The following is a 23,795-nucleotide window of genomic DNA, read 5'->3' as shown; positions in this document are numbered from 1 at the left end:
ATGGTGGCGTAACCCCGAGGCCAAGAGCCAATACATCCTGAGCATCCATTGCCTGTCCCTCCGATGTCGCAAATGATGACAGAGGATAGCTGATTACGCCCTACATGACTTCTTGAATTCCACTTCCAACGTCGAAGAGCCCTTTTTTAATTGTTGTTTTCCCTGTCCAAAACCTGGGCCGGATTCCTTGGAGGAATAAATGGAAGAATATGCGGGCCTTTTGAAACTTGGCTTTGTCGTTGCCCTTGTTTTGCTTGTCGGTCTGGTTTTGCGATTGATGGGTTTCGGCAAGAAAGACAAAGCCGGAAAAGGGAAGTCAAAAAAGAAGGCCGAGAAGGAAAAATTCTTCAAGCAGGACGCCTATGTGGATCATGGCGGTGATGGCGGTGAGTGGGAAGACAGTGATATGTACGCCATGAAAGAAGGGAAAGCTTCAAGTAAGGGTATGTTCGACGACGTTGTCCAGGATGGCAAAAAGAGCAAAAAGATGGAAAGCTGGGAAGACTATTAACAGCCTAGGTGCGATTGATCTTGTATTTTGCCTTTTCTGCACGTTTGGCAATGATGATCGTCAGTGCACTGCTTCCCAGTACAACAGCGTAACTGCTTAAATAGACGACTTCGACTGAAAACATTTTACGGCCTAACCATTCCTGAATTTTATTTTCAATTCTGATACCGAGCGCCTTAAAAATATCTGCGTTCGATGAGGACCATATTGTCAAAAGGCCGCTGAATTAATCCTGAAGCGTCCATTCATATTGGCTTCAGGCCCGGTTCATTTTGCGTTCAGCTAGAACCAGCCCGTTTGATGGTTTATACTGACCCTGACCGATGAAAGGTTGGGGCATGCCGATACCTGAGAAAAGTGATTGGCCTAAAACTGACGATGGCACGACAGACTGGGAGACCCTGTTTGAAGATGAAGAAGCAGGACTGATCGCGCTTGTTCTGACATCGACCTCGCCTGAGCAACTCAAAGAACGCGCCGTAAACATCATCCAGGCAATTTTCACACGTAAACCTGACACCAAGATCATCAGCAAGGTGATGGTTTATCTTAATAAACTGATCCCCGAAGATGCCGACGGCGAACGCCTGGCGACCATGAAGAGCGGCGTCCAGCAAATGCTCAGGAAAGTCAAAGACGACCGCATCAAAAAAGCCGCCGCCTACGTCCAGAAAAAGGCGGCGAAAAAGAAAAAGGGCAACCCGAAAAAGAAAGTCAATCGGCGGGGCAGCGCGGTTGGCGACTTCATCCACCGCAACAACACGTTGGTGTCGATACTGGTTGTTGCGCTGGGGGTGCTGGTACCACTGGGAATTTATCTGGGATCACCAAAAGAACAAGTCGCCGGTGGCAATGTCAACGAGCACATCGGCTGGATCGATAACTACGTCTACAACCACTTACCCCAGGATACATGGGTGCTGACGGCGGTCAAACAAACCAAGACCTCGCAGATCGGCATCGAAATCCTGATAACCGACCCCGATCACATTGCCGCCATCCACGCCATGAAACGCATCGCCCGGGTTGCCGTCCTCAACCAGGTTTGCCCGCCTGCCGGTTCGGGTGTAGAAAGCATACTCGAACAAGGTTGGAGCTTGTGGGTGACCCTGAAAAGCAGCGATGAAACACTAACCGGCGGCACCTGCCATTATGCTGATTAAAGGATAAATCAAATGACCCCCTATTACCTGATCGCCGATGTCAGCATCGATGATATGGACGCGTACAAAAAATACATGGAGCAGGCCAAACCGCTTGTTGAAAGTTATGGCGGGCAATATCTGGTTCGGGGCGGTGACTTCAAGGTCCTGGAAGGCGATTACTTCAGCCCCCGCAGGATGGTTCTGATCCGCTTCCCCGACAAAGCCTCATGCGAACGCTTTTACAATGACCCTGCTTACCAGGAAGTACGCGCCATACGCCTGCCGGTCAGCGACATGGTTCTGGTCGGCATTGAGGGGGTTGAGGCTTAACTATCTAAAAAGACCCTGCGAACAAAGCGCCGCAGAAGCAGGACCTGCTGGGGTAGCACATCCTTGTCGCGAACAGACCTTGAAATAACGATGCCCCCTTCGACAATGCCGGAAACCATATCGGCCAGTTCGGACATTTCGATTTCCATTTTTGGCGGATAGTGCCGGGCAATCAGTTCCAGACGATCATTAAACCGTTCTCGCCAGCGCAAGACACCGGCGGCATTCAGTTCACGAATTTCACGATTGAACAACTGGTCCTGATAACAAAAGGCTGAAACCAGACAGCCCGGATGTGTTTCAGGCAGGTCAGCCAGTACTTCGGCAAACAATTTCAGGAAGACAAGAAACCCGTGCAAAGGGTCGTCGTTCAAGTCATCGGCCCGCTCGAACAACTCGTCGAAGATCGCCTCTTCCCGGTCAAGGTAATGCTGCAAAAGCGCTTTGGCCAAGGCGTTCTTGTCTTTGAAATGATAGAAGAAGCCGCTTTTGGTAATACCGACAGCGGCGATCAGTTCGTCGATGGAGGTTCCGGCGAAGCCCTTCTCAAGCACCGCCGTTTCAGCGAACGATAGAATCTGGTTTCGGGTTTCCGACCCCTTGCGTCTTTGTAATTCAGCCATTGGTTACTGTACCACAAGTACACCTAGGCCAGAAAAGCCTCAATTTCATGGTTGCTTACGCACCCGAAAAAAGCCTCTACTGGATTGAATTAATTGTTTTTTTTAAAAATACCCCGCCCTGTACCATGGGTTCTCTATTTTTTACAGGCTCAAACGTTCATTTTCCGGATCACTTAACCTTAAAGGAAAAAAACGATGACTGAGTTCAGAAACAGCCTGCCGCAACTTGATGGAGGATTGTTCCTCACCGACGGTAGCATTGAAACCGCGCTGATATTTCACGAAGGCATTGATTTGCCTAATTTTGCTACTTTCGATTTGCTGCGTGAGATTGACGGTAAGGAAGCCCTGCGCAAGCAATTCTCAAGTTACGCCGCCATCGCCCGCGACCATGGCGTCGGTTGTGTTCTTGAAACCCCGACCTGGCGCGCCAATTCGGACTGGGGCGACAAGATGGGTTATTCCAAAGCGGCCCTTGGCGCGGTAAACGAGGAAGCCGTCTCCCTGCTGATGGAGGTCCGCAAGGACTATCAAAACGAGGCGACCCCCGTCGTCATCAGCGGTGGACTGGGGCCGCGTGGTGACGGTTACGTGGCTGGCGAACTCATGGACGCCGATCAGGCACAGCAGTATCACGCACCACAAATCGCCGCCTTGTGCCGGGCCGGTGCCGACCTGATTGGCGCCATGACCATGACCAACACCGGTGAAGCCATTGGCGTGACCCGCGCCGCTATGGCCGAAGACATGCCGGTGATGATTTCATTCACCGTCGAAACAGATGGAGTGCTTCCGACAGGCCAATCCCTGAAGGAGGCGATTGCCGAAGTCGACGCCGCAACCGATAATGCGCCAGTTTACTACATGATCAATTGCGCCCATCCGACCCATTTCCAGCACTTGCTGGATTCTGATGAAGACTGGCTGCTGCGGATCCGCGGCATTAGCGCCAACGCATCATGTAAGAGTCACGCTGAACTGGATGAATCTGTGGAACTGGATGATGGAAACCCGGTCGAACTGGCCGAACAATTCAGGGATATCCGGAGACGTCAAAAACACATCAACGTTCTTGGTGGCTGTTGCGGGACCGATCCGCGTCATATCGACCAGATCGTTAGCCACTGCAAATAACTACACTAAGGGTGTATGCTTTTGGTTATGGACGATATTCCGGGATTTCGGTGCACCAGTTGCGGTACGTGTTGCCTGGAAGGGGCAGCGCGGCTGCAGGTCACAGAAGACGATATAGCCCTGTGGCAAGATCAGGCGCCGCATATTCTGGAATTTGTCCGCCTCAACGGCACCATTGGTGAGATGGGCCGAAACGTTGAAGGCGAGGCGAAAACAACACGTTGTGTGTGGATCAAAAAATACCCCGGCCGGGATCAATACTACTGCCGCATCTACCCATGGCGGCCGCAGGTCTGCCGCCGTTACCCGACATCAGTCGAACACGCCCGTTTTACTGATTGTCCGGGTGTTTAGCACTCAGGAACATTGACAGCCAGGCCGCCAAGACTGGTTTCCCTGAAATTCTCGCTCATTTCAGCGCCAATCTGGCGCATCGCCTCGATGCAATTATCCAGTGGCATAAAATGGCTGCCGTCACCGCGCAGGGCAAGCGAGGCCGCGGCGACGGCCTTCGTCGCCCCCATGCCGTTTCGCTCAATGCACGGCACCTGAACCAACCCGGCAACCGGGTCGCAGGTCATTCCCAGATGGTGTTCAAGGGCAATTTCGGCGGCGTTTTCGACCTTTTCGGGCGAGCCCCCCAAAACCGCGCACAAACCTGCAGCAGCCATCGCCGATGCCGAACCGACCTCGCCCTGGCAGCCGGTTTCAGCACCAGAGATCGAGGCGTTGTGCTTGATCAGGCCGCCGATTGCGGCGGCGGTCAGTAAAAATTCGGGAATATTGTCAGGTTCCGGATCGATGCAGTGATCAAGATAATAGCGAATGACAGCCGGGATAACACCGGCAGCGCCGTTCGTCGGGGCGGTGACAACAACGCCCCCTGCCGCGTTTTCTTCGTTAACCGCCATGGCGTAAACGTTGAGCCAGTCAAAAACTTCATGGGGCTGGCGGCTGTTTAATTCGTGGGCGGCGTTTAGCTGATCAAAGATTTTCTTGGCCCGGCGTTTCACACGGAGGGAGCCGGGCAATTCGCCTTCATGGGCAAGTCCCTGGCCGATACAGTCGTTCATCGTCTCCCATATGCGGGACAGACCGGCGTCGAGGTCTTCAGGCGATCTGACGACACGTTCGTTGGCGCGTTTCATTTCTGCAATGCTGCTGCCGCTTTTGCGGGCCATCTCAATCATGGAGGCCGCCGTATCGAATGGATAGGGCCAGATTTTTTCCTGTTCAACAGTCAGGATTGGCGGCGCCTCATGTTCGGCGGCAGTAACAACAAAGCCGCCGCCGATGGAATAGTAGGTTTCAGAAAAATCAGGCGTCCCATCCGGCCCCAAAGTCTCAAACAGCAAACCATTGGGATGACCGGGCAGCGCCGGGCCATAATCGAAGACGATGTGCTCGTCCGGATTAAAGTGCAGCTGTGGCAAATCCTCGGGATGCAGCGTATGGCTGGCGTTTAGCGCGCTTAAATCCTGTTCGGCTTTTTTATAGTCAATGTTGTCCGGTGTATAGCCGAGCAAGCCAAGGGCCACCGCCCGGTCTGTCGCATGACCCTTTCCGGTAAAGGCCAGCGAGCCATGCAGGGTGACCTTGATACCTGCTGCAGATGAATTGTCTTCCCGGCCACTCAAGGCTTCAAGAAACCGCGTCGCCGCCGTCATCGGCCCCATGGTATGGGAGGATGAAGGCCCGATACCGACTTTAAAGATTTCAAAAACACTTAGAAACATCGCCCAAGCCCAGCACAAGAGGAACCAAAACCTAATGGTTCGCCAGAATGCTACACTGCGTCGTCCAGTTCAATATATTCACGACGAAACGGCATGTCCGGATTGGCCGGGGGATTATCCATCTCGCGGGCCGCCCGGTGGCCATCATAGACCGCGATGGCGATGGTCGCCGGGGCATCGCAATCGCCAATTGCCTGAACAGATTTAATATCGGCAGCTTGCAGTTTATCCGCATCATCGTGCAAGGCCAGATAAAGCTCGTTGTTGGGTTTACGTGAGGTGACCATGACAACACCGCCAGCAGCAAGGGTGCGGCTGCGCGAAGAATAGATACAGGCCAGTTCAACCTGGCCTTCTGCAATTGCCTTCAGGTTGTGGCTGACGATAATGTCGATATCCAATTCGAGCAGTCGCGCCTGAATACGGTGTTGTTCCAAGGTGTTCTCCGTCCACGAGGAAACGCACGCCGCGGTGGTCACATAAGTGACCTGGTGACCATCCAGGCACAATTTCTCGGCGACCACCCCGCCCATGTAAAAATTATCATCATCAAAAACGACGACCGGACCTGAAACATCGGCACCGGCAACGATATCCTCCGGTGTGAAGACAATGCTGCTGTCGCTGCCGGTGACCGGCGCGTCATTGCTGCTACCGACGCCATCTTTACGCCAGCGTGCGCCGGTGGCGATGATGACGTGATCAAAACCGAACTCAAGGATATTTTCCGGGCTTAGCTCGCTATCAAAGTAGACATCCACATTGGCCATTTCCTGAAGGCGACCGGTCCGCCAGTCGCGAACGCGGGCCCAGGCGCTAAGACCCGGCAGGCTGCTTTCCCATGACACCCTGCCGCCAAGTTCGGTTGTCGCTTCGGCCAGCGCCACCTGATATCCGCGCTGACCAAGGGCACGCGCTGCCTCAAGTCCTGACGGTCCGGCCCCGACGATCAGAACACTATGCTCCGAACCCTTCGCATCGATGTTCTCCGGGTGCCAGCCGCGTCGCCATTCCTCTCCCATGGTCGGGTTCTGGGTACAGCGCATGGGCGTAAAGGTATGCTGACCGGCGACACAGATATTGCAGCCGATACATTCGCGAATTTCATCGGCCCTGCCCTCTTCTATTTTGCGGGGCAAAAACGGATCGGCGATGGATGGCCGCGCCGCGCCAATCATATCCAGTACGCCGCGTTTGACCTGGCTGGCCATGGTGTCCGGGGAGGTGAACCAGCCAACACCGACGACCGGTTTCGTGGTCACGGATTTGACGAAAGAGATGTAGGATTCCTGACTGCCTTCCTCGCCAAAGCGCGAGGTCAGCGAATCATTGGCCCAATCCGAAACATTGACATCCCAAAGGTCGGGAATCTCGGCCAGCATTTCGATAATTTCACGGCCTTCACCCTGACTGGTGATGCCGCCTTCGCCCAAAAGTTCATCAACGGCAAGGCGAACGACGACAGCGCAGCGATCCCCGACGGCCTCCTTGGTGTCCTCAAGAACCTCGCGAAACAGCCGGACCCGGTTTTCCAGGCTGCCGCCATACTCATCGGTGCGGTGGTTGCGGCGCTTTTGCAGGAAATGCATGAGCAGCGTGAAATCGTGACCGGCATAGACGTAGACAATATCGGCTTCGGCTTCCCTGGCCCTGAGCGCCGCATTTCGGTGCCAGCGACGGAATTCCCTGATATCGGATTTATCCATACCCCGGGTCTGGGTCGGAACCCCGATAAGACCGGTCTGGGATGATGGTCCGATGGGTTTGAGGCGCGAGTACAGATTTTGGCTACTGACCCCGTGATGGGCCAACTGGACACCGGCCAACGCCCCGTGCCGGTGAATGGCGTCGGTCATAAGACCCAGACATTTCACATCATAGCCATCCCACAGGCGGGCCTGGGGATCTGGCGAATAGTCCGAGGAGGGATGGATCATACATTCTTCAGTATTGATAACCGCCCAACCGCCCTCTGCCTTCATTTCACGCATTTTGGCGTGGCTCTGCGGCAGGTTGAAGCCCATGCCGTTGCAGTGAGGCACCTGATAAAAACGGTTCTTCGCCGTGACCGGGCCGATTTTCACGGGTTCAAACAGGATGTCGTAACGGGGATCGCGGGTCATTTATAGGTACTCTGCTTCGCTAACAGTTAAATCAGTCGCAGCGCGAGAAGTGTTTCGGAAACAGCTGGGCCAGATAATTAAAACAGTTGTTGCGGGCTTTCGTTCGTTGATGCTTTTGGGGATGCAACAAAAGCTGCAACCACAGGCCGTCAATCATCGCCTCGATGTTTTGTGTTGTTTCCGTCGGATCGATTTGAGCATAGTCGCGCTCACGGGCCAGTTCCTTGCACAGGCGTTCCAGTTCAGCACGGCGTTGATCATCGTAGGTGTTATGAATCTTCAGATAAGTAGGCCGGTGCTTGGCCTGTCCCCAGAAGGCGAACCAGACGGCCAGTTTTTTGGTCGAACAGATGCTGCTTTTAAAATCCACTTCAATGATCGCGGCAAGTTGGGCTGCGGGTTTAGGCCCTGCCGCAGTCATCGCTGATGACCAGTGATCGTAGTGTTCACGAGCCAGATACCCCAGTGTCTGGCCGTAAAGATCTTCTTTGTTGTCAAAATGAAAATTGACAGTGCCATGGGACAGCTTGGCGCTTTTTGTTACCGTCGCCAGGGTGGTGCCGGAAAATCCGCGCTTGGAAATAGAATCAATCGTCGCATTGATCAATTGCTGGCGGCGCGCTTCCCTTGTCGCGGTCCGACCATTTACGGGCTTTTTTTTGGCAATCTGGTTCATGGCATTTCCCGATCGACAATTTGCATATCGCGCTGCTGCTGTCTTTCCTGACGGAACATAATCAGTGCTGCAAGGGCCACCCCGACGGCGACGACGAGAATGATAATCGTCGCCAGGGCATTGATGTCCGGGCGCAAGCCAAGCCGGATGCGCGAAAAGATCAAAATTGGCAGCGTGTTGGCACCGGGACCGGTGACGAAACTGGCGATCACCAGATCATCAAGGGATAACGTGAAGGCCAGCAGCCATCCGGCCAGCATACCCGGGGCCAGGCGCGGCATGGTTATATCGGTCAACACGCGAAATGGCTTGGCGCCAAGATCAAGGGCGGCTTCTTCAAGTGTTTCACCCATGCCCGACAATCGGGACTGGATAATGACGGCGACATAGGCCAGTGAAAATGTGATATGGGCGATGGTAATGGTGGTAAATCCGCGCTCTGTGGGCCAGCCGATCAGTTGTTTAAGCGTTATGAATAACACCAGCAGCGACAGCCCGGTAATCACCTCCGGCATGACCAGCGGGGCGACCAGCATACCGCCGAACAGGGTGCGCCCCTTAAAGCGGCCAAAGCGCACCATGGCGAGACCGGCCAGGGTTCCCAGTAGCGTCGCGAAGGTGGCGTTGACAACGGCGATTTTGAGGCTCAAAACGACGGCATTCCAGACATCTTCGGATTCGAACAAAACCCCGTACCAGCGCACCGACCAGCCACCCCACACCGGCACCAGCTTTGAATAGTTGAACGAATAGATCACCAGCAGGATCATCGGCACATAGATAAAGGCCATGCCCGCGGCAAGCATGAAGGTCAGGAAGCCTGAACGTTTACCGTACATGGCGTTACTGTTCCTCCATGGCTTTGCCCTGGTAGTACTGATAGATGGTCATCGGTAACACCAGAAGGAAGAGCAACATGATGGCGACGGCAGAAGCGATCGGCCAATCGACATTACGGGAAAATTCGTTGTAAAGCAGACGCCCGATCATCAGCACATTACCGCCGCCGAGCAAATCGGGAATCACATACTCACCGGTTGCCGGGATGAAAACCAGAAGCGAACCGGCGACGATGCCCGGTGTTGTCAGCGGCAAGGTAATTTTGAAGAACGTGTTCATTGGCCGCGAACCCAGATCGGCGGCAACTTCGTTCAGGGTGGCGTCCAGTTTCTCCATATTGGCGTATAGGGGCAGGATCATGAACGGCAGATAGGTATAGACAATGCCGATATAGACCGCGAATTCCGAGTACATCATCCTGATCGGTTCATCAATCATTCCCATCCAGATCAGGATATTGTTGATCGTCCCGCGGTCCGCCAACAAGCCCATCCAGGCATAAACGCGCAGCAGGAACGACGTCCAGAATGGCAGAATGATCGCAAACAACAGCAGTTTTCTGGCCACCGGGCCCGATCGAATGATGCCGTAGGCAATCGGGTAACCAATGAAAAGGCAAAGAATGGTCGAGATCGAGGAAATCTTCACGGAATTGATGTAGGTCCTCGCATACAGGTCATCTTCTAAAATATATGAAAAGTTGCCGAAGGCGATACGAATGGTCATGGCCCCGTCTTCGGCCCATTCAATCATGTCTGTAAACGGTGGGCTGGCGACGGCAAGTTCGGCAAGACTGATCTTGGCGACGATGAAAAACGGCAGCAGGAAGAAAACCAGCAACCAGACGTAAGGGATGAAAACGACGATAGATCGCCAACCCGCTTGCATACGCCGCGCCATCTGCGACAACGCCCTTAAAGGCGAAGGCGCAGGATCGACAACGGCAATGATCGGGGTTTCGTTCATTTTCTTAGCAAGACCGCGCTTGAAGCCTGCCAGTGAAGATAGACTTTTTCTTCCCAGGTTATGCTGTGTGACCTGCTCTTGGGCCGGACCTGATTGGGCGCGGTAACATCGATAACCTGATCATTTTCCAGCCTGACCTTGTAAATCGAGGTGTTTCCCAGATAACCAATATCATCGACCATGCCTGTCGCCTGATTGGGACCCGGTTCAACTGCGAGTTCTTTGCTGAGATGAATTTTTTCAGGCCGGATGGCTACCCAGACGCGGCTGCCTTCGCTAATCGACTGACCATGATCGATATAGACCTCGCCAACATCGGTCTTGACCCGGACATGATCCGGTCCGTCCTCGACAATCCTGCCCTCGAGCATATTTGCCGAACCGATGAAATCAGCGACGAAGCGGGTTTCCGGAAATTCGTAAATTTCAGTCGGCGTACCAATCTGCATGAATTCACCGTCATTCATCACCGCTATGCGGGTCGAAAGGGTCATCGCTTCTTCCTGATCGTGGGTGACGACGACGAAGGTGATGCCCACTTGTTCCTGAATATTCATCAATTCAAACTGGGTCTGCTCGCGCAGCTTCTTGTCAAGCGTCGCCAGCGGTTCGTCAAGAAGCAGCAGTTTAGGTTGCTTGACCAGGGCCCGGGCGAGGGCCACACGCTGTTTCTGCCCCCCTGAAAGCTGTTGGGGTTTTCGTTTTTTGTAATCCTGCAATTCGACAAGTTTGAGAATGTCATCGACCCGCCCGGTGATTTCGTCAGCAGGTATTTTGTCCTGCTTCAAGCCGAACGCGACGTTATTTTCAACCGTCATATGGGGGAAAAGCGCATAGCTTTGGAACATCATGTTTGTCGGGCGCTCATAGGGCGGCACGTTGGACATGTCCATTCCATCAATGGTGATGGTGCCGGACGTCGGTGTTTCAAAGCCTGAAAGCATTCTGAGCAGGGTGCTCTTGCCGCAGCCCGACCCCCCCAACAGGCAAAACAGTTCGCCCTGAAAGATGTCGAGATCAACATTGTCGACGGCAGTAAATTCGCCAAATTTCTTGGTAACACCCCTGATTTTGATAAACGGCTCAACATCCTGTTCGAGCCAAGGGGTATCACTGACTTCCGGTTCACCGGTCATGGTGGTCCTCATACATTTGAAACCGTCAAAAAAGCAGCGACGGCGGCACCCCTGTTCAGGAATGCCGCCGTCAAATGCCCGTATCGTCTAGTTGCCGGCTTTGAAGTCGGTCCACGTGCGTGTTTGAAGACGCTCGATCTTCGGTGGCAACACCATCGTGGTGTACATCTTCGCGACCTGTTCAGAGGTCGGGAACGCGGCCGGGCTGGAGGTCACTTCTTCATCGACCATGGACTTGCCCGTCTTGTTCGCCGTCGCATACCAGGTGAAGTTGCTATCGGCGGCTCCGACTTCAGGACGCGAGAAGAAATCGAGGAACAGGTGTGCCCCGATAACATTTTTTGCGTCCGCCGGAATGATCCAGCCATCGATCCACAGCTGCGCCTTGTTCTGGCCTTCAGGCAGGAAGAAATCAAGCACCACGCCGGTGTTGGCTTCGGCGGCGCCGGACATGGCGAGCAGGCCATCGGGGCCCCACGTCACCGCAATACAGAACTCTTTCTGCGGCATCTTCTGGTAGGCGTAGTTGTCGAACGTCTTGATGAAGGGACGGATTTTAGCAAGCATTTCGCCAACTTTTTTGTAATCGTCCGGATTGGTCGAGTTGGGGTCAAGGCCAATAGAGGCAAGAGCCATGGGAATAACGTCGCCTGGCGAATCAAGCATGGAGACACCGCACTTCGCGACTTTCTCGATATGGGCGGGATCAAAAATCAGATCCATGGAACCGATTGGCGCACCCGGATAGGTCTCAAGCACCAGTTCCTTGTTATAGGTCACCCCGTGGGTGCCCCACATGAACGGCACGAAGTATTTGTTGCCCGGATCCCAATCCGATGCCATCTGGGACATCAGTGCCGGATCAAGATGCTTGAGGTTATCAATTTTCGATTTATCCAGGGGTTGCAAAATACCGCCTGCTTTGATCAGGCGCGCCATATCACCCGCAGCATGTAAAATCACATCATAGCCGGTATCACCCGCCAGCAGTTTCGCATCAATCGCTTCGGCTGATTCGTAGGTATCATAAATAACCTTGATACCGTACTCGGCTTCAAATTTCTTAAGATTCTCTTCGTCTATATACTCTGCCCAGTTGGTGACTTTCAGCGGCATCGACTTCGCCTTAGCCATTGCCGCTGCGGCTTCAGCCATTGCCTGTGCGGCTTCCTGTTCGGCTTTTTGTGCGGCTTGCGCTTCCGATAGCTGGGAATTCAGTGCGGCAATCTCGCTTTCAAGACTTGCCACCCGTTTACCTTGATCGTTCATCATAAAGCCGACGGCGACGCCGACAACCAATGCAACGATACCTATCATAATATTTTTCATGAATTTCTCCCTGTTGGATATTGTCGTTTATTGTGGACGCACCCTGTTGACGGGGCGTAAGAATTCTCGTTACGATTTATTATCATCTTAATGATCAGTCAATTAGAGCCGGTTATCAAGAAAATTTTTCTGACTGGTCAGTCAAAATATCATCACAGATTTTCTTCAGGCATGAGCAATTACGCACCCATGCTTTGTTTAATATGAATTTTATGAAATGCAATTGATTCCAATTTGACTGGTTCTTATAGTGACTTAATAAATATTCCTGATTGACTGTTCAATCAATATTTTAGCGTGACTGATTAATAAAAACCGAACCAATAGGCAAACACAGGGAAGAAGCAGCAAAAAATGATCCCCAATATTCCTTTCGATACCAAAGACTTGCAGGCCAAGGACAATAAATGGATTCATCCTTGGGAAGAGCTTGCCAAGACCGGCAAGCAGCAACGCACGGTGATCACCGGCGGTGACGGGATTTACGTTTATGATTCTGACGGCAACCGCTTGATTGACGGCCCCGCCGGCATGTGGTGCGTCAATGTCGGCCATGGTCGCGCCGAAATCGCCGAAGCGATTGCCGAACAGGCCCGGCGCATGACCTATTACAGCCCGTGGAGCCTGACCAATGCTCCTGCGGCCGAACTGGCCGATAAAATCGTCAGCATCGCGCCGGATGGATTCAACCACGTGTTTTTCACAACCGGCGGTTCGACCGCGGTCGATTCAGCCCTTCGCTTCACCATGTTTTTCAATAATGTTCTGGGGCGACCGCAAAAAAAGCACATCATTTCCCGTCATGACGCCTATCACGGCAGCACCTTCCTCGCGTCTTCGTGTTCGGGTAAGGAACGCGACAAAAGCTATATGGATTTCGAGGAAAATTTCGTCCATCTGCTGCCCTCCCCCAACACCTACCGGCGTCCCGAAGGCATGAGCGTCGAAGATTTTTGTGAGGCTAAGGTCAGGGACCTGGAAGATAAAATTCTTGAGCTCGGCGCGGATAAAGTCGCCGCCTTCATCGCCGAACCGATTCTGGCTTCCGGCGGCGTGATCATGCCCCCAGAAGGCTATCACGCCAAATGCGCAAGCGTTTGTCGCCAGCACGATGTTCTTTACATCTCTGATGAAGTGGTCACAGGCTTCGGTCGGCTGGGGCATTTTTTCGCCAGCAAGGACGTATTCAATGTCGATGCTGACATCATCACCTCGGCCAAGGGTTTGACATCGGGCTACCAGCCTTTGGGCGCCGTGCTGATAAACGAGCGGGTTCTCTCACAGGTCAGCAGCGAGGAATTCAGCGACGCCGTTTTCTCCAGCGGCTTCACATATTCCGGCCATCCGGTGGCCTGCGCCGCGGCCCTTAAGAACATCGAAATCATGGAACGTGAAAAGCTGTTCGAAAACGTCCGCACGGTTGGCCCCTATTTTCAGGAACGCCTGGCTGAACTGCTCGACATCCCGATAGTCGGCGACGTTCGGGGGATGGGCCTGATGGGCTGCGTCGAATGCGTCATCAGTAAGGATCATAAAGACCCGCTTGTCATGGATTACGAGATCGGCAATCGCATCGACAAACACTGCCAGTCCTTAGGGCTGATGGTACGGCCAATGATTAACATGTGCGTAATGTCGCCGCCCTTGACCATCACGCCTGAGCAGATTGATGAACTGGTCGGCATCCTGCGCAAGGGTATTGAAATGGCCATGGATGATGTCCGCAAGGAGGGCATCTGGAATGGCTGAGCAGGACAAACGCTACGATCTGTTATTCGAGCCCGTCAAAATCGGCCCGGTAACAGCGCCGAACCGTTTCTATCAGGTTCCCCATTGCACCGGCCTGGGCTGGTTGCGACCGCAAATGCTGGCCGGACTGCGGGCCACCAAGGCAGAAGGCGGTTGGGGCGTGATCAATACGGAATATTGCTCGATCCACCCCACGTCCGACGACCTGCCCTTCCCTTACGCCTCGCTTTGGGACGACGGCGACATCAAGGCCCACGCGCTGATGACCGAGCAGGTCCACGAGTATGGCGCATTGGCCGGGGCCGAACTGTGGTATGGCGGCAGCCGGGCGAGCAACCTTTTCTCCCGTGAAGTTTCCATGGATGTTTCCAGTATGCCCAATCTGGCCGGCAATCCCTACCAGACCCGGGCCATGGACAAATCCGATATCCGCGACCTCAGGCTTTGGCACCGCCAGGCCGCCCTGCGCGCCAGGGAGGCCGGGTTCGATGTCGTCTACGTCTACGCCACCCATGGCTATCTGCTGTCGCATTTCCTGTCACCGGAAACCAACACCCGCACCGATGAATACGGCGGCTCACTGGAAAACCGGGTCCGTCTGGTTCGTGAACTGATCGAGGAAACAAAAGAAGCGGTCGGCGACACCTGCGCCGTGGCGGTACGTTTTTCCGCCGATGAAACCACCGGCGAGGACGGTGTACCGATCACTGGCGAAAGCCGCGAGATGCTTGAAATAATGGCCGAACTGCCCGACCTGTGGGACATCAACATCAACGACTACAGCTACGAAATGGGCCATTCGCGCTTCGCCAAGGAAGGGGCGCTCGAGGACTATATGTCTTTCGTCAAGTCGGTGACCACGAAACCGGTTGTCACCGTCGGTCGCTTCACCTCGCCTGACGCCATGCTGTCCCAAGTCAAGCGCGGCATTGTCGATTTCATTGGCGCCGCCCGCCCGTCCATTGCCGATCCGTTCATCCCGACAAAAATTCGCGAAGGCCGCTTTGAAGATATTCGCGAATGCATCGGCTGCAACATTTGTTATTCAGGTGATGGTCAGAGCGTTCCCATCCGCTGCACCCAGAACCCGACCATGTCCGAGGAATGGCGACGCGGCTGGCACCCTGAAAAAATTCAAAGTAAGGCATCCAATGCCAAGGTTCTTGTTGTCGGGGCCGGGCCGTCAGGACTTGAAGCCGCCCGCGCCCTTGGCCTGCGTGGTTACGAAGTGGCCGTCGCCGAAGCAACCCGCGACCTGGGTGGCCGGGTCAGCCGCGAGTCCGCCCTGCCGGGTTTAAATGAATGGGCACGGGTTCGCGATTACCGCCTGCAACAAATCGAGAAAATGCCAAATGTTGAAATTTACCGGGAAAGCGAGCTTACCGCCGAAGACGTATTGGCCTTCGAGGCCGAACACGTGGTCATCGCCACAGGGGCACACTGGCGGGCCGACGGTTTCGGTCGCCACCACCTGAAAGCCCTGACCACATTAGGGCCGAAGAAGAAGGTGTTCACCCCCGATGACATCATGGACGGCCGCCTGCCCGAAGGCCGGGTCGTGCTTTTTGATGACGATCACTACTATATGGGCGGGGTGATCGCCGAAAAACTGGCCAGCGCCGGGATCAGCGTGACGCTGGTAACGCCCGAGAACAAGGTCTCGGCCTGGGGCGAATACACCGTCGAGCAATCACGCACCCAGAGCAAGTTGATGGAGTTGGGTGTCGACATTGTCACCGCCCATGGCCTTGAGGCTTTTAATGGCAGAGAAGCGATGACCCGTTGCGTCTATAGCGACCGGGAAAAATCGATCGCCACGGACGCCCTGGTTATGGTCACGGCGCGACTGCCCAATGATGGGCTCTATCATGAACTGCTTGAGCTTAAAGAAACCGGCGCCAGCGGCGCACCGCAAACAGTGCAGCGCATTGGTGACTGTGACGCCCCGGCGATTATTGCAGCCGCCGTCTACGCCGGTCACCGTTACGCCCGCGAGCTTGAGGAAACAGAGCTGCAACCGCCCCATCGCGACCGCTTCGTGCCTGGCTAAGATGACGGGCAAAGCGGTCGCAGAAGTCTGGTATTCCATCGAGCCCTGCGCCGACAACATCCTGCGCTTTCGGGAATCCCATATTGATACCTTTGCCGTTGGCGACATCTGGCTGGTCCGCGGCAGCGAGCGTGACTTGGCTATTGATACCGGCTGCGGGATGGTGCCCTCGGCCCCTTTGATCGAAGCCGTTGCGGCAAAGCCGGTTACGGCGGTAGCGCTCAATTGCTACTATGACCATTCGGGTGGCTGGCACGGGTTTTCAGATCGCGCCTGCCACAGGCTCGACGCCCCCGAACTCTTATCCCCTGACGCCGAACAGGCGGAGGTCCATCGATATTTGAACGACCAGACGTTGTGGGCTTTGCCTTACCAAGGTTACCTGCTGGAAAATTATGCTCTGACGGGTGCCCAACCTTCCCGGCTTGTCGAGGACGGCGACAGGTTCGAGCTTGGGAACCGAAGCCTTGAGGTCATGCATACGGCGGGCCGAACCCCCGGCGGGCTGGTCATATGGGAAGCCGCCACCGGTAGCCTGTTCACCAGTGACATGCTGTATGACGGCAGGCACGGCGACGCCTGGCCACCCCCCGACCCGGACGCTTACTGCACCAGCTTGCGACGGATGCGCGCACTTCCTGTGCAATGTGTCTATCCGGGTCATTATGATAAAATGGATTACAGCCAAATGCTTGAGGTCATTGACCGTCAACTGGCCGATCTGGAAGGCCCTGACAGCAAGCGCCCGTAAAGCGGCTTTGCCAGTATCGGGGTCAGGTATATGGGCACCTGATACAAAGCGAAAAACAGCAGCAGAGATCCCGCCAATTCGGCTGGCAGCACGGCCATAATCAGCGCCATGTTGCGATTGCCCATCATCAGTGAAATCGCCCCGTCCTGGGGTGTAAACGTCGCCTTTCGCAGATCACAGAAGAGGTGGAAACCCAAAGCCGACAGGCCGTGCATCCCCCAGTTTACCAGCAAGACAAGGCCAAGAACGCTGACGACCTGCGGCCATCCGTGTGTGCCCGTCACGGCAATGCCGTTCATGACGACGATGGCGAAAATCACCATCAGAAGCGACGAGATGCCATCGAGAACATCGAAATTTCTCTCAATGCGCTGACGCCCGAAAGCGCGACGTAATACATAGGCCGAACCCAGTGACAAGCCAGTGGCGAGGGCAAGCCGCATAAACATCGAGGCGACGTCAAGATCGATGGCGGTTTCAAACAGTGTTGCGGCCAGCAGCGGGGCGCTCAAAGGTACGAGCAAGGTTCCAACAATCGTAACATTAAGGACAAGCGCGTCATCTAGCCCGAGAAAGGCCGCCATACTGGCGTTTGCCGAAAGCGGTGGCGCACAAACCAGAAGAACCAGCCCCATATGAAGGGCCGGTGACAAATTGAAATACCCGGCCAGCAGGTGAACGACTAAAGGTGTTACGGCCATGAAGAAAACAAGCACCGCCGCCAATCTGAAGGGGCGGCGCAAATGCAGCAATACCTGCGGAACATCGACACGCATCATCGCCACCGCCAGCAACATCACCACCAGCAGTGGAAGCATCACGCCAATAATGTTGCCAAGACCCGGTAACATCAGGCCCAGAACCACCCCTGCAACCAGCACCCGGGAGGCGTGACGCCCCATCGTTCGCAGCAAAAACATCATGCCAGCGCATCCCAAATGACCGCCAGTGAGGAAACAATGCAAACACCCAGAACCAGTTTACGAAACCGCCTGTCGACAAAGGACGTCAGGTGTTTTGAAATCCAGATTCCAAGCAGCAAGGCAGGTGTTAAGGCTATGGCGAACATCAGATGATCCTGACGCAAAAGACCAAACCAGCCAAGCGCGCAAAGCGAGGCGAGCGTTCCAAAAGCGAAAAAGGCGTTCAGGGTGGCGCGCACCATGGGTCCGGGGCTGTGTTGATAAACGATCCCCATGGGTGGCGCCCCGACCGAGGTTATGGTGCCCATAAAACCCGAAGCGGTTCCCGCAATTAACAATGTTTTGGGGTTTGGAAACAGTTGCCACTTGCCGAGGCTAAGGCCGACGGCGAGCAATATAAGTCCCGCAAACAACAAGGAGAAGGCTTCCTTATCGACCATCAACACCATCACCCAAGCGGCCGCGACAGAGCCAATAGTCCGGCCAGCCAGGGAAAAGCCCAGTTCCCCAACAACAACCTGTTTGCGGCCTTTGATCGCGTTCATGGTCGCCACAAGCATCCCCATCATGATGATCGGAACAGGGACAAAATCCGCATTGATCAACAACAGAAGCGGCCCTGCGACCTGCCCAAAGCCCATGCCAATGGCGCTTTGGACGATGGCGGCAAAAAAAACGACGGCGAAGGCCATCGCATATACGCCAAGGGCAATTTCCGGAAAGGCTTGGAACATGGGCACTTCATTTACCAGAGGTTTAGGAGGCGTACTTTTCAAGCTTGCTGCGATCAACATCAATACCAAGGCCCGGCCCCGTCGGAATGTGGACATGGCCATCCTTAACCGGGAAAGGCTGGGTCAGAATATCCTCGCATAAATAATACGTGGCCATATAGAACTCGCAGCCCAGATCAAGCTCAGGCAATGCCGCCATCAGGTGGGCCCCTGCCGCGTGAGCAACGCCGGTTTCAAACATGCAGCCGCCGTAAACGCCAATACCCGCCGCCCGGGCGATGGAGGCGACCTCAAGAGCGCGCCGCAAGCCACCACTTTTCATAATCTTAAGGCTGTAGATATTGGCCACTCTCATTTGCCCGCCGACATAGGCTTCACGCGGCGTAAAGACCGACTCATCGGCCATCACCGGGGTCGTCAGGACATCGGTGAAGTGGGACATCGCCTCAAGATTATCGCGGGGGACCGGCTGCTCGATAAAAGACAACCCGAAACTTTCAAAATCACGCAGTCGCGGCAGCGCCTCGTGGGCGTTCATTCCCTGATTGTAATCAATGCGAAGATCGACCTGATCGTCATATTTCTCGCGCAGCCACTGGACCCGCATCAAATCAAAGTCATGGCCATTGAAACCGGTCTTCAGTTTGAAAATACGCACGCCCTCGTCAAACAGGCGTTCGACCTTGACCCGCTCTTCATCGAAATTCGGATTGGCAATGGAAAAACTTAAGCCAACCTTGTCCCGGTGACGCCCACCCAGCAAATCGTGAATGGGCAGGCCAAGCGCTTTTCCCTGAATATCGAGAAGCGCCGTTTCAAGCGCCGCCTTGGCTTCCTGGCAGTGAACGACGGTCTTTTCGGCTTCAGCCATCAGGACTTCCACATCAAAGGGCGAACGGTCGATGATGGCCGGAATGAAATAGTCCTTTAAGGCACTGGCATTGGCTTCCGGGGTGCCGGTGAAGACCGGCCACGGCGACGCTTCGCCCCAACCGGTAATGCCGGTATCGGTGATCAATTCAAGAATAACAGACTTAACTGAACCAATGTCACCGCTACCGTGGGAATGAATTTCCTCAACCGGCAAGTCGACGAGATGGACACGACCGGACTTAATCTTGTGAGATCGCGTCAAGATGGAATCCTCTAAGTCGAATTGATATTTTTCATGTTATCGGGCAGATACGTCGCCAGTTCAGGGAAAAAAATCAGCACAAACACCATCAGCACCATAATCAGGAACATCGGGATGGCGGCTTTTGAGATGTAGCCCATTTCGTGTTTTGTCATCCCTTGCATGACAAACAGGTTAAAGCCGATGGGCGGGGTGATTTGCGCCATTTCGATGACGACGACGATGAAGATACCGAACCAGATGACATCGATCCCGGCAGCCCGGATCATCGGCTCGACCACGGCCATGGTCAGCACCACGGAAGAAATGCCGTCAAGGAAACAACCAAGAACGATGTAGAACACCAGCAGCACCATCAGCAATTCAAAGCGGCTTAATTCAAGAACCGCAATCCATTCAGCCAGTGCCCGGGGCAATCCGGTAAAGCCCATGGACAGCGACAGGAAGGAAGCGCCAGCCAGAATAAGCGCGATCATGGCCGAGGTACGGGTCGCCCCCATCAGGCTTGCGGTGAAAGTTTTCCACGAAAGCGACCCTTGAGAACCGGCCAGCGCCAACGATCCCAGGACACCAAAGGCGGCAGCTTCTGTCGCCGTCGCGTAGCCCATATACATGGAGCCGATGACGACAAGAATCAGGCAGATCACCGGAATCAGGAATTTTGAATTGGCGATTTTTTCAGACAGCGTCATGTCTGGCTCGGGGATCGGTTTGAAATTTGACGAGACCTTTGAATAAATCGCCACGTAACCCATGAACATGGTCGCCAGAACAAGGCCCGGCAGAATACCGGCCATGAACAGTTTGGAAATCGACTCGTTAATGGTCACCCCGTAGACAATCAACGTCAGCGAAGGCGGTATCATCAGACCAAGAGTCGCAGCCCCGGTCAGGGTGCCGATGATCATATGTTCGGGATATTCGCGCTTGCGAAGTTCCGGGATCGACATCTTGCCGACCGTGGTCAGGGTCGCAGCGGAGGATCCGGAAACTGCCGCAAAAATCGTACAACCAACAATGTTGGTGTGAATAAGCCCGCCCGGCAACTTGCCCAGCCACGGCGACAGGCCGCGGAACATGTCTTCGGATAATCGCGTTCGGTACAGGATTTCCCCCATCCAGATAAACAATGGCAGGGCCGTCAGGGTCCATGAGGAGGAGGCGCTCCAGATGGTCGTGATCATGGTATCGCCGACCGGCCGTGTTGTGAACATTTCCATGCCGACAAAGGCAACGCCGAGCAGGGCCAGTCCGACCCAGATGCCGGTTCCCAGCAGAAGGAACAGGATGAAAAGGAAAATCGCGATCAGTTGAAATTCATCCATTGTTCTTACTCCCCATGACTTTGTTCAACGACATCGGCTTCGATGCGGTGATCACCGGAAATCAGGACATGGATTAAATGATCGGTCAGGGCAATGGCGAAAATCGTGCTGCCAATAACCATCGACGATTGCGGTATCCATAACGGGGTCGCGTCCTGCCCCTGGCTGATATCGCCGAACTTCCAGGACCAGTAAGTCGCTTTCGTCGCGTAATAGACAAAGTACCAACCCAGCCCCGTGGCAATGGAAAAGCACCAGATTTCAAGCACTCGGCGAACTTTCGGGCCGACGGCATTGAGCAGGATGCTGACACGAATATGGGCGCCACGATTAAGGGCGTGGGCAAAGGCGAAAAAAGAAGCAGCCGCCATACAGTAACCGGCGTAATCGGGGGCGCCTGAAAACACTTCGCCGGTCCAGCGGGCCAGCATTTGAATAACGATTAAAGATAAAATCGAAATAAGAAACAGGGCAGCCAGAATACCACTACCAAAATAGAGACGATCCAGCATCGAGCGAACGGATATCCCAAAGGCTTTCATGATTGACCCCCGTTTTTAAGATAAAAAAACGTCGGGGATCACCTGTTTCAAGGCGACCCCCGACAAGCCTTTATTTCATAGCTTTGAAAGCATCGACAATCGCATTGCCTTCAGCGCCGGATTTCGCCAGCCATTCAGTCGTCATTGTTTTGCCGATTTCTTTCAGGTCGGACACCAGCTTGTCACCGGCAGGACCAACGGTCATGCCACCGGCTTTAAGGCCGTTCAAGGTGAACTGGGTGTATTCGATAGAACGATACAGTCCGGTGTATTCGGCCAGTGAAGCACAGCCACGCAGGACGTTCTGGTTGGCTTTGGAGGTGCCCCCCCAAACGTCTTTGTTGACCATGACGTAGTTGCGCGGAAGCCATGCATCAACTTCGTAGAAATGGGTCAGGCTTTCCCAGACTTTACGGTCGTAACCGGTAGAGCCGGATGAAACCATGGATTCAGCAACGCCGGTGGCAAAAGCTTGTGAAATTTCCGCCGCTTCAATGGTCACCGGCAACATGCCTGTCAATTCAGCCAGACGCGCCGTCGCGGTATTGTAAGAACGGAACTTGATGCCCTTCATATCGGCGACCGCGTTGACTTCCTTCTTGAAGTACAAGCCCTGCGGCGGCCATGGGACGGCATACAGCAGAACCAGGTTCTGGCTGTCCAGAAGTTTGGTCAATGTCGGCTTGGCGGCTTTCCACAGTTTTGCCGAATCATCGAAAGACGTAGCCAGGAATGGAATTGAGTCAAAACCGAACAAGGCATTTTCATTCTGATGGCCAGAAAGCAAGCGCTCGCCAATCGGGGCCTGCCCGGTCTGGATGGCGCGTTTGATGTCGCCGCCCTTGAACAATGAGCCGGAAGGGTGTGTGACGACTTCAATGGAACCACCGGTTCCCATGGTCACGCATTTGGCAAATTCAGCGCCTGTCGCGGAATGGAAGTTGGTTGCAGAATAGGCCATCGGCATATCCCATTTTTCGGCGTGCGCGACACCGCTACCCAAAGCGACTACCGCACCAACAGCGCCAATAGCTGTTAAGAATTTATTTCGCATGTCTTATCTCTCCCTGTTTTCAACAATTGGTATTATTCGTCGTCAGTTAAATCGGTCACAACGATAAGCATCAAGATTGATGTTATGTTGAAGACCCATCACATGCTGAGCAATGATCCTGCCGGTTTTAGGCCCGGCGGTCAAACCAACATGATGATGTCCGTAGGCGAAAAAGACCTTTTTGCTACCCGGTGCCGGGCCCAGAACGGGCAGGCTGTCGGTCGGTGCGGGGCGATGCCCCATCCAGGTCTTCTTCGATTCAAATTCCAGTCCGGGCAGCATCGCCCTGGCCCCGCGCATTAACAATTCAGGCGGGCCTTTGGAGGCGGGCGCATCCAGGCCACCAAATTCAAGAGTTCCGGCAAGTCGCAAGGACCCATCCATGGGTGTTGCGACCATTTTGCGGCCCACATCCATGATCGGCACCGTCGGTTGCTTGCTGGGATTCAACAATTCAACATGATAGCCGCGCTCTGACTCCAGGGGCACGGTGGCACCCAGTTTTTTGGCCAACTGATGGGACCAGGCGCCGGCGGCGATAACAACCTTGTCGACGGCAATGTCCTGGCCGTCTGTTTTCAGAACAATCCCGTCACCACCGGTATCCACATCCTTGATGCTGGCGCGCAAGACTGTGCCGCCAGCCGCGGCAAACGCCGCTGCCAGATCACGGACATAATTTCCCGGCTGGACGATCTTGCCATGATCGCGCATGACAACGGCATATTGGTAATCCGGTGACAGGTCGGGACTGAAAGCGCGGACCGCCTCGCCTTCAAGAATATCCCACTTGAAGCCGTGTTCCCGACGCAATCCCCAGGCCAAGGCATCACCTTCAAAAGCACTGCGGTTTTTATACAGGAACATGTATTCGCAGGCATGTAGCCACCGGGCCGCATCGGTTCCCTTCGCCAGCGCAAAATGTTCATCGACACTATCAAACAATAAGGGGGCCAGATTCTTGGCAATATGTTCAACGCTTT

23 protein-coding genes are annotated in these 23,795 nt (G+C 54.4%); 8 read left to right on the top strand and 15 right to left on the bottom strand.

All coding sequences use genetic code 11. The features are described from left to right. The first annotated feature begins 199 nt into the window (after window positions 1-199). From HOL66_16240 to HOL66_16230, 3 genes are all read left to right on the top strand, one after another. Window positions 200-511 (top strand): hypothetical protein, encoded by a 312-nt coding sequence (locus HOL66_16240; GenBank protein ID MBT5245785.1) that lies wholly within the window; start codon window positions 200-202, stop codon window positions 509-511. A gap of 338 nt (window positions 512-849) precedes the next feature. Then, window positions 850-1,674, top strand: a complete 825-nt coding sequence (locus HOL66_16235) for a hypothetical protein (GenBank protein MBT5245784.1) — start codon at window positions 850-852, stop codon at window positions 1,672-1,674. A 12-nt stretch (window positions 1,675-1,686) separates the two neighbouring features. Continuing rightward, window positions 1,687-1,986, top strand: a complete 300-nt coding sequence (locus HOL66_16230; protein ID MBT5245783.1) for a DUF1330 domain-containing protein — start codon at window positions 1,687-1,689, stop codon at window positions 1,984-1,986. Here HOL66_16230 and HOL66_16225 read toward each other — a convergent pair. Further along, window positions 1,983-2,609: a TetR/AcrR family transcriptional regulator gene (locus HOL66_16225; GenBank protein MBT5245782.1), complete on the bottom strand. Its 627-nt coding sequence runs from the start codon at window positions 2,607-2,609 to the stop codon at window positions 1,983-1,985. The genes HOL66_16230 and HOL66_16225 overlap by 4 nt on opposite strands. Before the next feature lie 195 nt (window positions 2,610-2,804). Here HOL66_16225 and HOL66_16220 point away from each other — a divergent pair, with 195 nt between their 5' ends. Next, window positions 2,805-3,743: a homocysteine S-methyltransferase family protein gene (locus tag HOL66_16220; GenBank protein MBT5245781.1), complete on the top strand. Its 939-nt coding sequence runs from the start codon at window positions 2,805-2,807 to the stop codon at window positions 3,741-3,743. Between the two features lie 27 nt (window positions 3,744-3,770). After that, on the top strand, window positions 3,771-4,097 hold the full coding sequence (locus HOL66_16215) for a YkgJ family cysteine cluster protein (protein ID MBT5245780.1): 327 nt from the start codon (window positions 3,771-3,773) through the stop codon (window positions 4,095-4,097). On the opposite strand, the gene HOL66_16210 is transcribed toward HOL66_16215, so the two are convergent. From HOL66_16210 to HOL66_16180, 7 genes are all read right to left on the bottom strand, one after another. Beyond that, entirely contained in the window at window positions 4,094-5,479 is a 1,386-nt protein-coding gene (locus HOL66_16210) for an L-serine ammonia-lyase (GenBank protein MBT5245779.1), read from the bottom strand. The genes HOL66_16215 and HOL66_16210 overlap by 4 nt on opposite strands. Before the next feature lie 50 nt (window positions 5,480-5,529). Beyond that, complete coding sequence (locus tag HOL66_16205) at window positions 5,530-7,602, bottom strand: FAD-dependent oxidoreductase (GenBank protein ID MBT5245778.1); 2,073 nt, start codon at window positions 7,600-7,602, stop codon at window positions 5,530-5,532. Between the two features lie 31 nt (window positions 7,603-7,633). Next, entirely contained in the window at window positions 7,634-8,278 is a 645-nt protein-coding gene (gene betI / locus HOL66_16200; GenBank protein ID MBT5245777.1) for a transcriptional regulator BetI, read from the bottom strand. After that, window positions 8,275-9,117, bottom strand: a complete 843-nt coding sequence (locus HOL66_16195; GenBank protein MBT5245776.1) for an ABC transporter permease subunit — start codon at window positions 9,115-9,117, stop codon at window positions 8,275-8,277. The genes betI and HOL66_16195 overlap by 4 nt, the downstream gene beginning before the upstream one ends. Before the next feature lie 4 nt (window positions 9,118-9,121). Next, a complete protein-coding gene (locus HOL66_16190) occupies window positions 9,122-10,084 on the bottom strand; it encodes an ABC transporter permease subunit (protein ID MBT5245775.1) in 963 nt (320 codons plus the stop codon). Then, window positions 10,081-11,220, bottom strand: coding sequence for an ABC transporter ATP-binding protein (locus HOL66_16185; GenBank protein MBT5245774.1), 1,140 nt, complete (start codon window positions 11,218-11,220; stop codon window positions 10,081-10,083). Before HOL66_16185 ends, HOL66_16190 begins: the two co-directional genes overlap by 4 nt. Before the next feature lie 87 nt (window positions 11,221-11,307). Further along, entirely contained in the window at window positions 11,308-12,375 is a 1,068-nt protein-coding gene (locus HOL66_16180) for an extracellular solute-binding protein (GenBank protein MBT5245773.1), read from the bottom strand. Between the two features lie 528 nt (window positions 12,376-12,903). Here HOL66_16180 and HOL66_16175 point away from each other — a divergent pair. From HOL66_16175 to HOL66_16165, 3 genes are read left to right on the top strand one after another with little or no spacing between them, the layout of a single operon-like run. Next, window positions 12,904-14,298, top strand: coding sequence for an aminotransferase (locus tag HOL66_16175; GenBank protein MBT5245772.1), 1,395 nt, complete (start codon window positions 12,904-12,906; stop codon window positions 14,296-14,298). Beyond that, entirely contained in the window at window positions 14,267-16,348 is a 2,082-nt protein-coding gene (locus HOL66_16170) for an FAD-dependent oxidoreductase (protein ID MBT5245771.1), read from the top strand. The genes HOL66_16175 and HOL66_16170 overlap by 32 nt, the downstream gene beginning before the upstream one ends. A gap of 1 nt (window position 16,349) precedes the next feature. Next, a complete protein-coding gene (locus HOL66_16165) occupies window positions 16,350-17,099 on the top strand; it encodes an MBL fold metallo-hydrolase (GenBank protein MBT5245770.1) in 750 nt (249 codons plus the stop codon). Here the strand turns inward: HOL66_16165 and HOL66_16160 are convergent. The 7 genes from HOL66_16160 to HOL66_16130 form a co-directional block, all read right to left on the bottom strand. Then, the gene (locus HOL66_16160; protein MBT5245769.1) at window positions 17,057-18,022 is read right to left on the bottom strand and encodes a hypothetical protein; all 966 of its coding nucleotides are present in this window, start codon (window positions 18,020-18,022) and stop codon (window positions 17,057-17,059) included. The genes HOL66_16165 and HOL66_16160 overlap by 43 nt on opposite strands. Then, entirely contained in the window at window positions 18,019-18,756 is a 738-nt protein-coding gene (locus HOL66_16155; protein ID MBT5245768.1) for a sulfite exporter TauE/SafE family protein, read from the bottom strand. Before HOL66_16155 ends, HOL66_16160 begins: the two co-directional genes overlap by 4 nt. 22 nt (window positions 18,757-18,778) lie before the next feature. Continuing rightward, window positions 18,779-19,891 carry a cycloisomerase gene (locus HOL66_16150; protein ID MBT5245767.1) on the bottom strand — a complete coding sequence of 371 codons (1,113 nt, stop codon included), beginning with the start codon at window positions 19,889-19,891 and terminating at the stop codon, window positions 18,779-18,781. Between the two features lie 11 nt (window positions 19,892-19,902). After that, complete coding sequence (locus HOL66_16145; GenBank protein MBT5245766.1) at window positions 19,903-21,216, bottom strand: TRAP transporter large permease subunit; 1,314 nt, start codon at window positions 21,214-21,216, stop codon at window positions 19,903-19,905. A 5-nt stretch (window positions 21,217-21,221) separates the two neighbouring features. Further along, the gene (locus HOL66_16140) at window positions 21,222-21,758 is read right to left on the bottom strand and encodes a TRAP transporter small permease subunit (GenBank protein ID MBT5245765.1); all 537 of its coding nucleotides are present in this window, start codon (window positions 21,756-21,758) and stop codon (window positions 21,222-21,224) included. A gap of 70 nt (window positions 21,759-21,828) precedes the next feature. After that, complete coding sequence (locus tag HOL66_16135) at window positions 21,829-22,812, bottom strand: TRAP transporter substrate-binding protein (protein MBT5245764.1); 984 nt, start codon at window positions 22,810-22,812, stop codon at window positions 21,829-21,831. A 42-nt stretch (window positions 22,813-22,854) separates the two neighbouring features. Next, a partial coding sequence (locus HOL66_16130) for an FAD-binding oxidoreductase (GenBank protein MBT5245763.1) occupies window positions 22,855-23,795 on the bottom strand: 941 nt, incomplete at its 5' end.

This window comes from Rhodospirillaceae bacterium (genome assembly GCA_018662005.1).
In the GTDB taxonomy this organism is placed as follows: Bacteria; Pseudomonadota; Alphaproteobacteria; order Rhodospirillales; family JABHCV01; genus JACNJU01.
The sequence above is the reverse complement of the archived record's forward strand: the minus strand, read 5'-3'. Positions and strand labels throughout refer to the sequence as shown.

Coding starts and splice junctions, on each gene's coding strand:
- HOL66_16240 (MBT5245785.1), top strand. CDS start 200: ATGGAAGAATATGCGGGCCTTTTGAAACTTGGCTTTGTCGTTGCCCTT.
- HOL66_16235 (MBT5245784.1), top strand. CDS start 850: ATGCCGATACCTGAGAAAAGTGATTGGCCTAAAACTGACGATGGCACG.
- HOL66_16230 (MBT5245783.1), top strand. CDS start 1,687: ATGACCCCCTATTACCTGATCGCCGATGTCAGCATCGATGATATGGAC.
- HOL66_16225 (MBT5245782.1), bottom strand. CDS start 2,609: ATGGCTGAATTACAAAGACGCAAGGGGTCGGAAACCCGAAACCAGATT.
- HOL66_16220 (MBT5245781.1), top strand. CDS start 2,805: ATGACTGAGTTCAGAAACAGCCTGCCGCAACTTGATGGAGGATTGTTC.
- HOL66_16215 (MBT5245780.1), top strand. CDS start 3,771: ATGGACGATATTCCGGGATTTCGGTGCACCAGTTGCGGTACGTGTTGC.
- HOL66_16210 (MBT5245779.1), bottom strand. CDS start 5,479: ATGTTTCTAAGTGTTTTTGAAATCTTTAAAGTCGGTATCGGGCCTTCA.
- HOL66_16205 (MBT5245778.1), bottom strand. CDS start 7,602: ATGACCCGCGATCCCCGTTACGACATCCTGTTTGAACCCGTGAAAATC.
- betI (MBT5245777.1), bottom strand. CDS start 8,278: ATGAACCAGATTGCCAAAAAAAAGCCCGTAAATGGTCGGACCGCGACA.
- HOL66_16195 (MBT5245776.1), bottom strand. CDS start 9,117: ATGTACGGTAAACGTTCAGGCTTCCTGACCTTCATGCTTGCCGCGGGC.
- HOL66_16190 (MBT5245775.1), bottom strand. CDS start 10,084: ATGAACGAAACCCCGATCATTGCCGTTGTCGATCCTGCGCCTTCGCCT.
- HOL66_16185 (MBT5245774.1), bottom strand. CDS start 11,220: ATGACCGGTGAACCGGAAGTCAGTGATACCCCTTGGCTCGAACAGGAT.
- HOL66_16180 (MBT5245773.1), bottom strand. CDS start 12,375: ATGGCTGAAGCCGCAGCGGCAATGGCTAAGGCGAAGTCGATGCCGCTG.
- HOL66_16175 (MBT5245772.1), top strand. CDS start 12,904: ATGATCCCCAATATTCCTTTCGATACCAAAGACTTGCAGGCCAAGGAC.
- HOL66_16170 (MBT5245771.1), top strand. CDS start 14,267: ATGTCCGCAAGGAGGGCATCTGGAATGGCTGAGCAGGACAAACGCTAC.
- HOL66_16165 (MBT5245770.1), top strand. CDS start 16,350: ATGACGGGCAAAGCGGTCGCAGAAGTCTGGTATTCCATCGAGCCCTGC.
- HOL66_16160 (MBT5245769.1), bottom strand. CDS start 18,022: ATGATGTTTTTGCTGCGAACGATGGGGCGTCACGCCTCCCGGGTGCTG.
- HOL66_16155 (MBT5245768.1), bottom strand. CDS start 18,756: ATGTTCCAAGCCTTTCCGGAAATTGCCCTTGGCGTATATGCGATGGCC.
- HOL66_16145 (MBT5245766.1), bottom strand. CDS start 21,216: ATGGATGAATTTCAACTGATCGCGATTTTCCTTTTCATCCTGTTCCTT.
- HOL66_16140 (MBT5245765.1), bottom strand. CDS start 21,758: ATGAAAGCCTTTGGGATATCCGTTCGCTCGATGCTGGATCGTCTCTAT.
- HOL66_16135 (MBT5245764.1), bottom strand. CDS start 22,812: ATGCGAAATAAATTCTTAACAGCTATTGGCGCTGTTGGTGCGGTAGTC.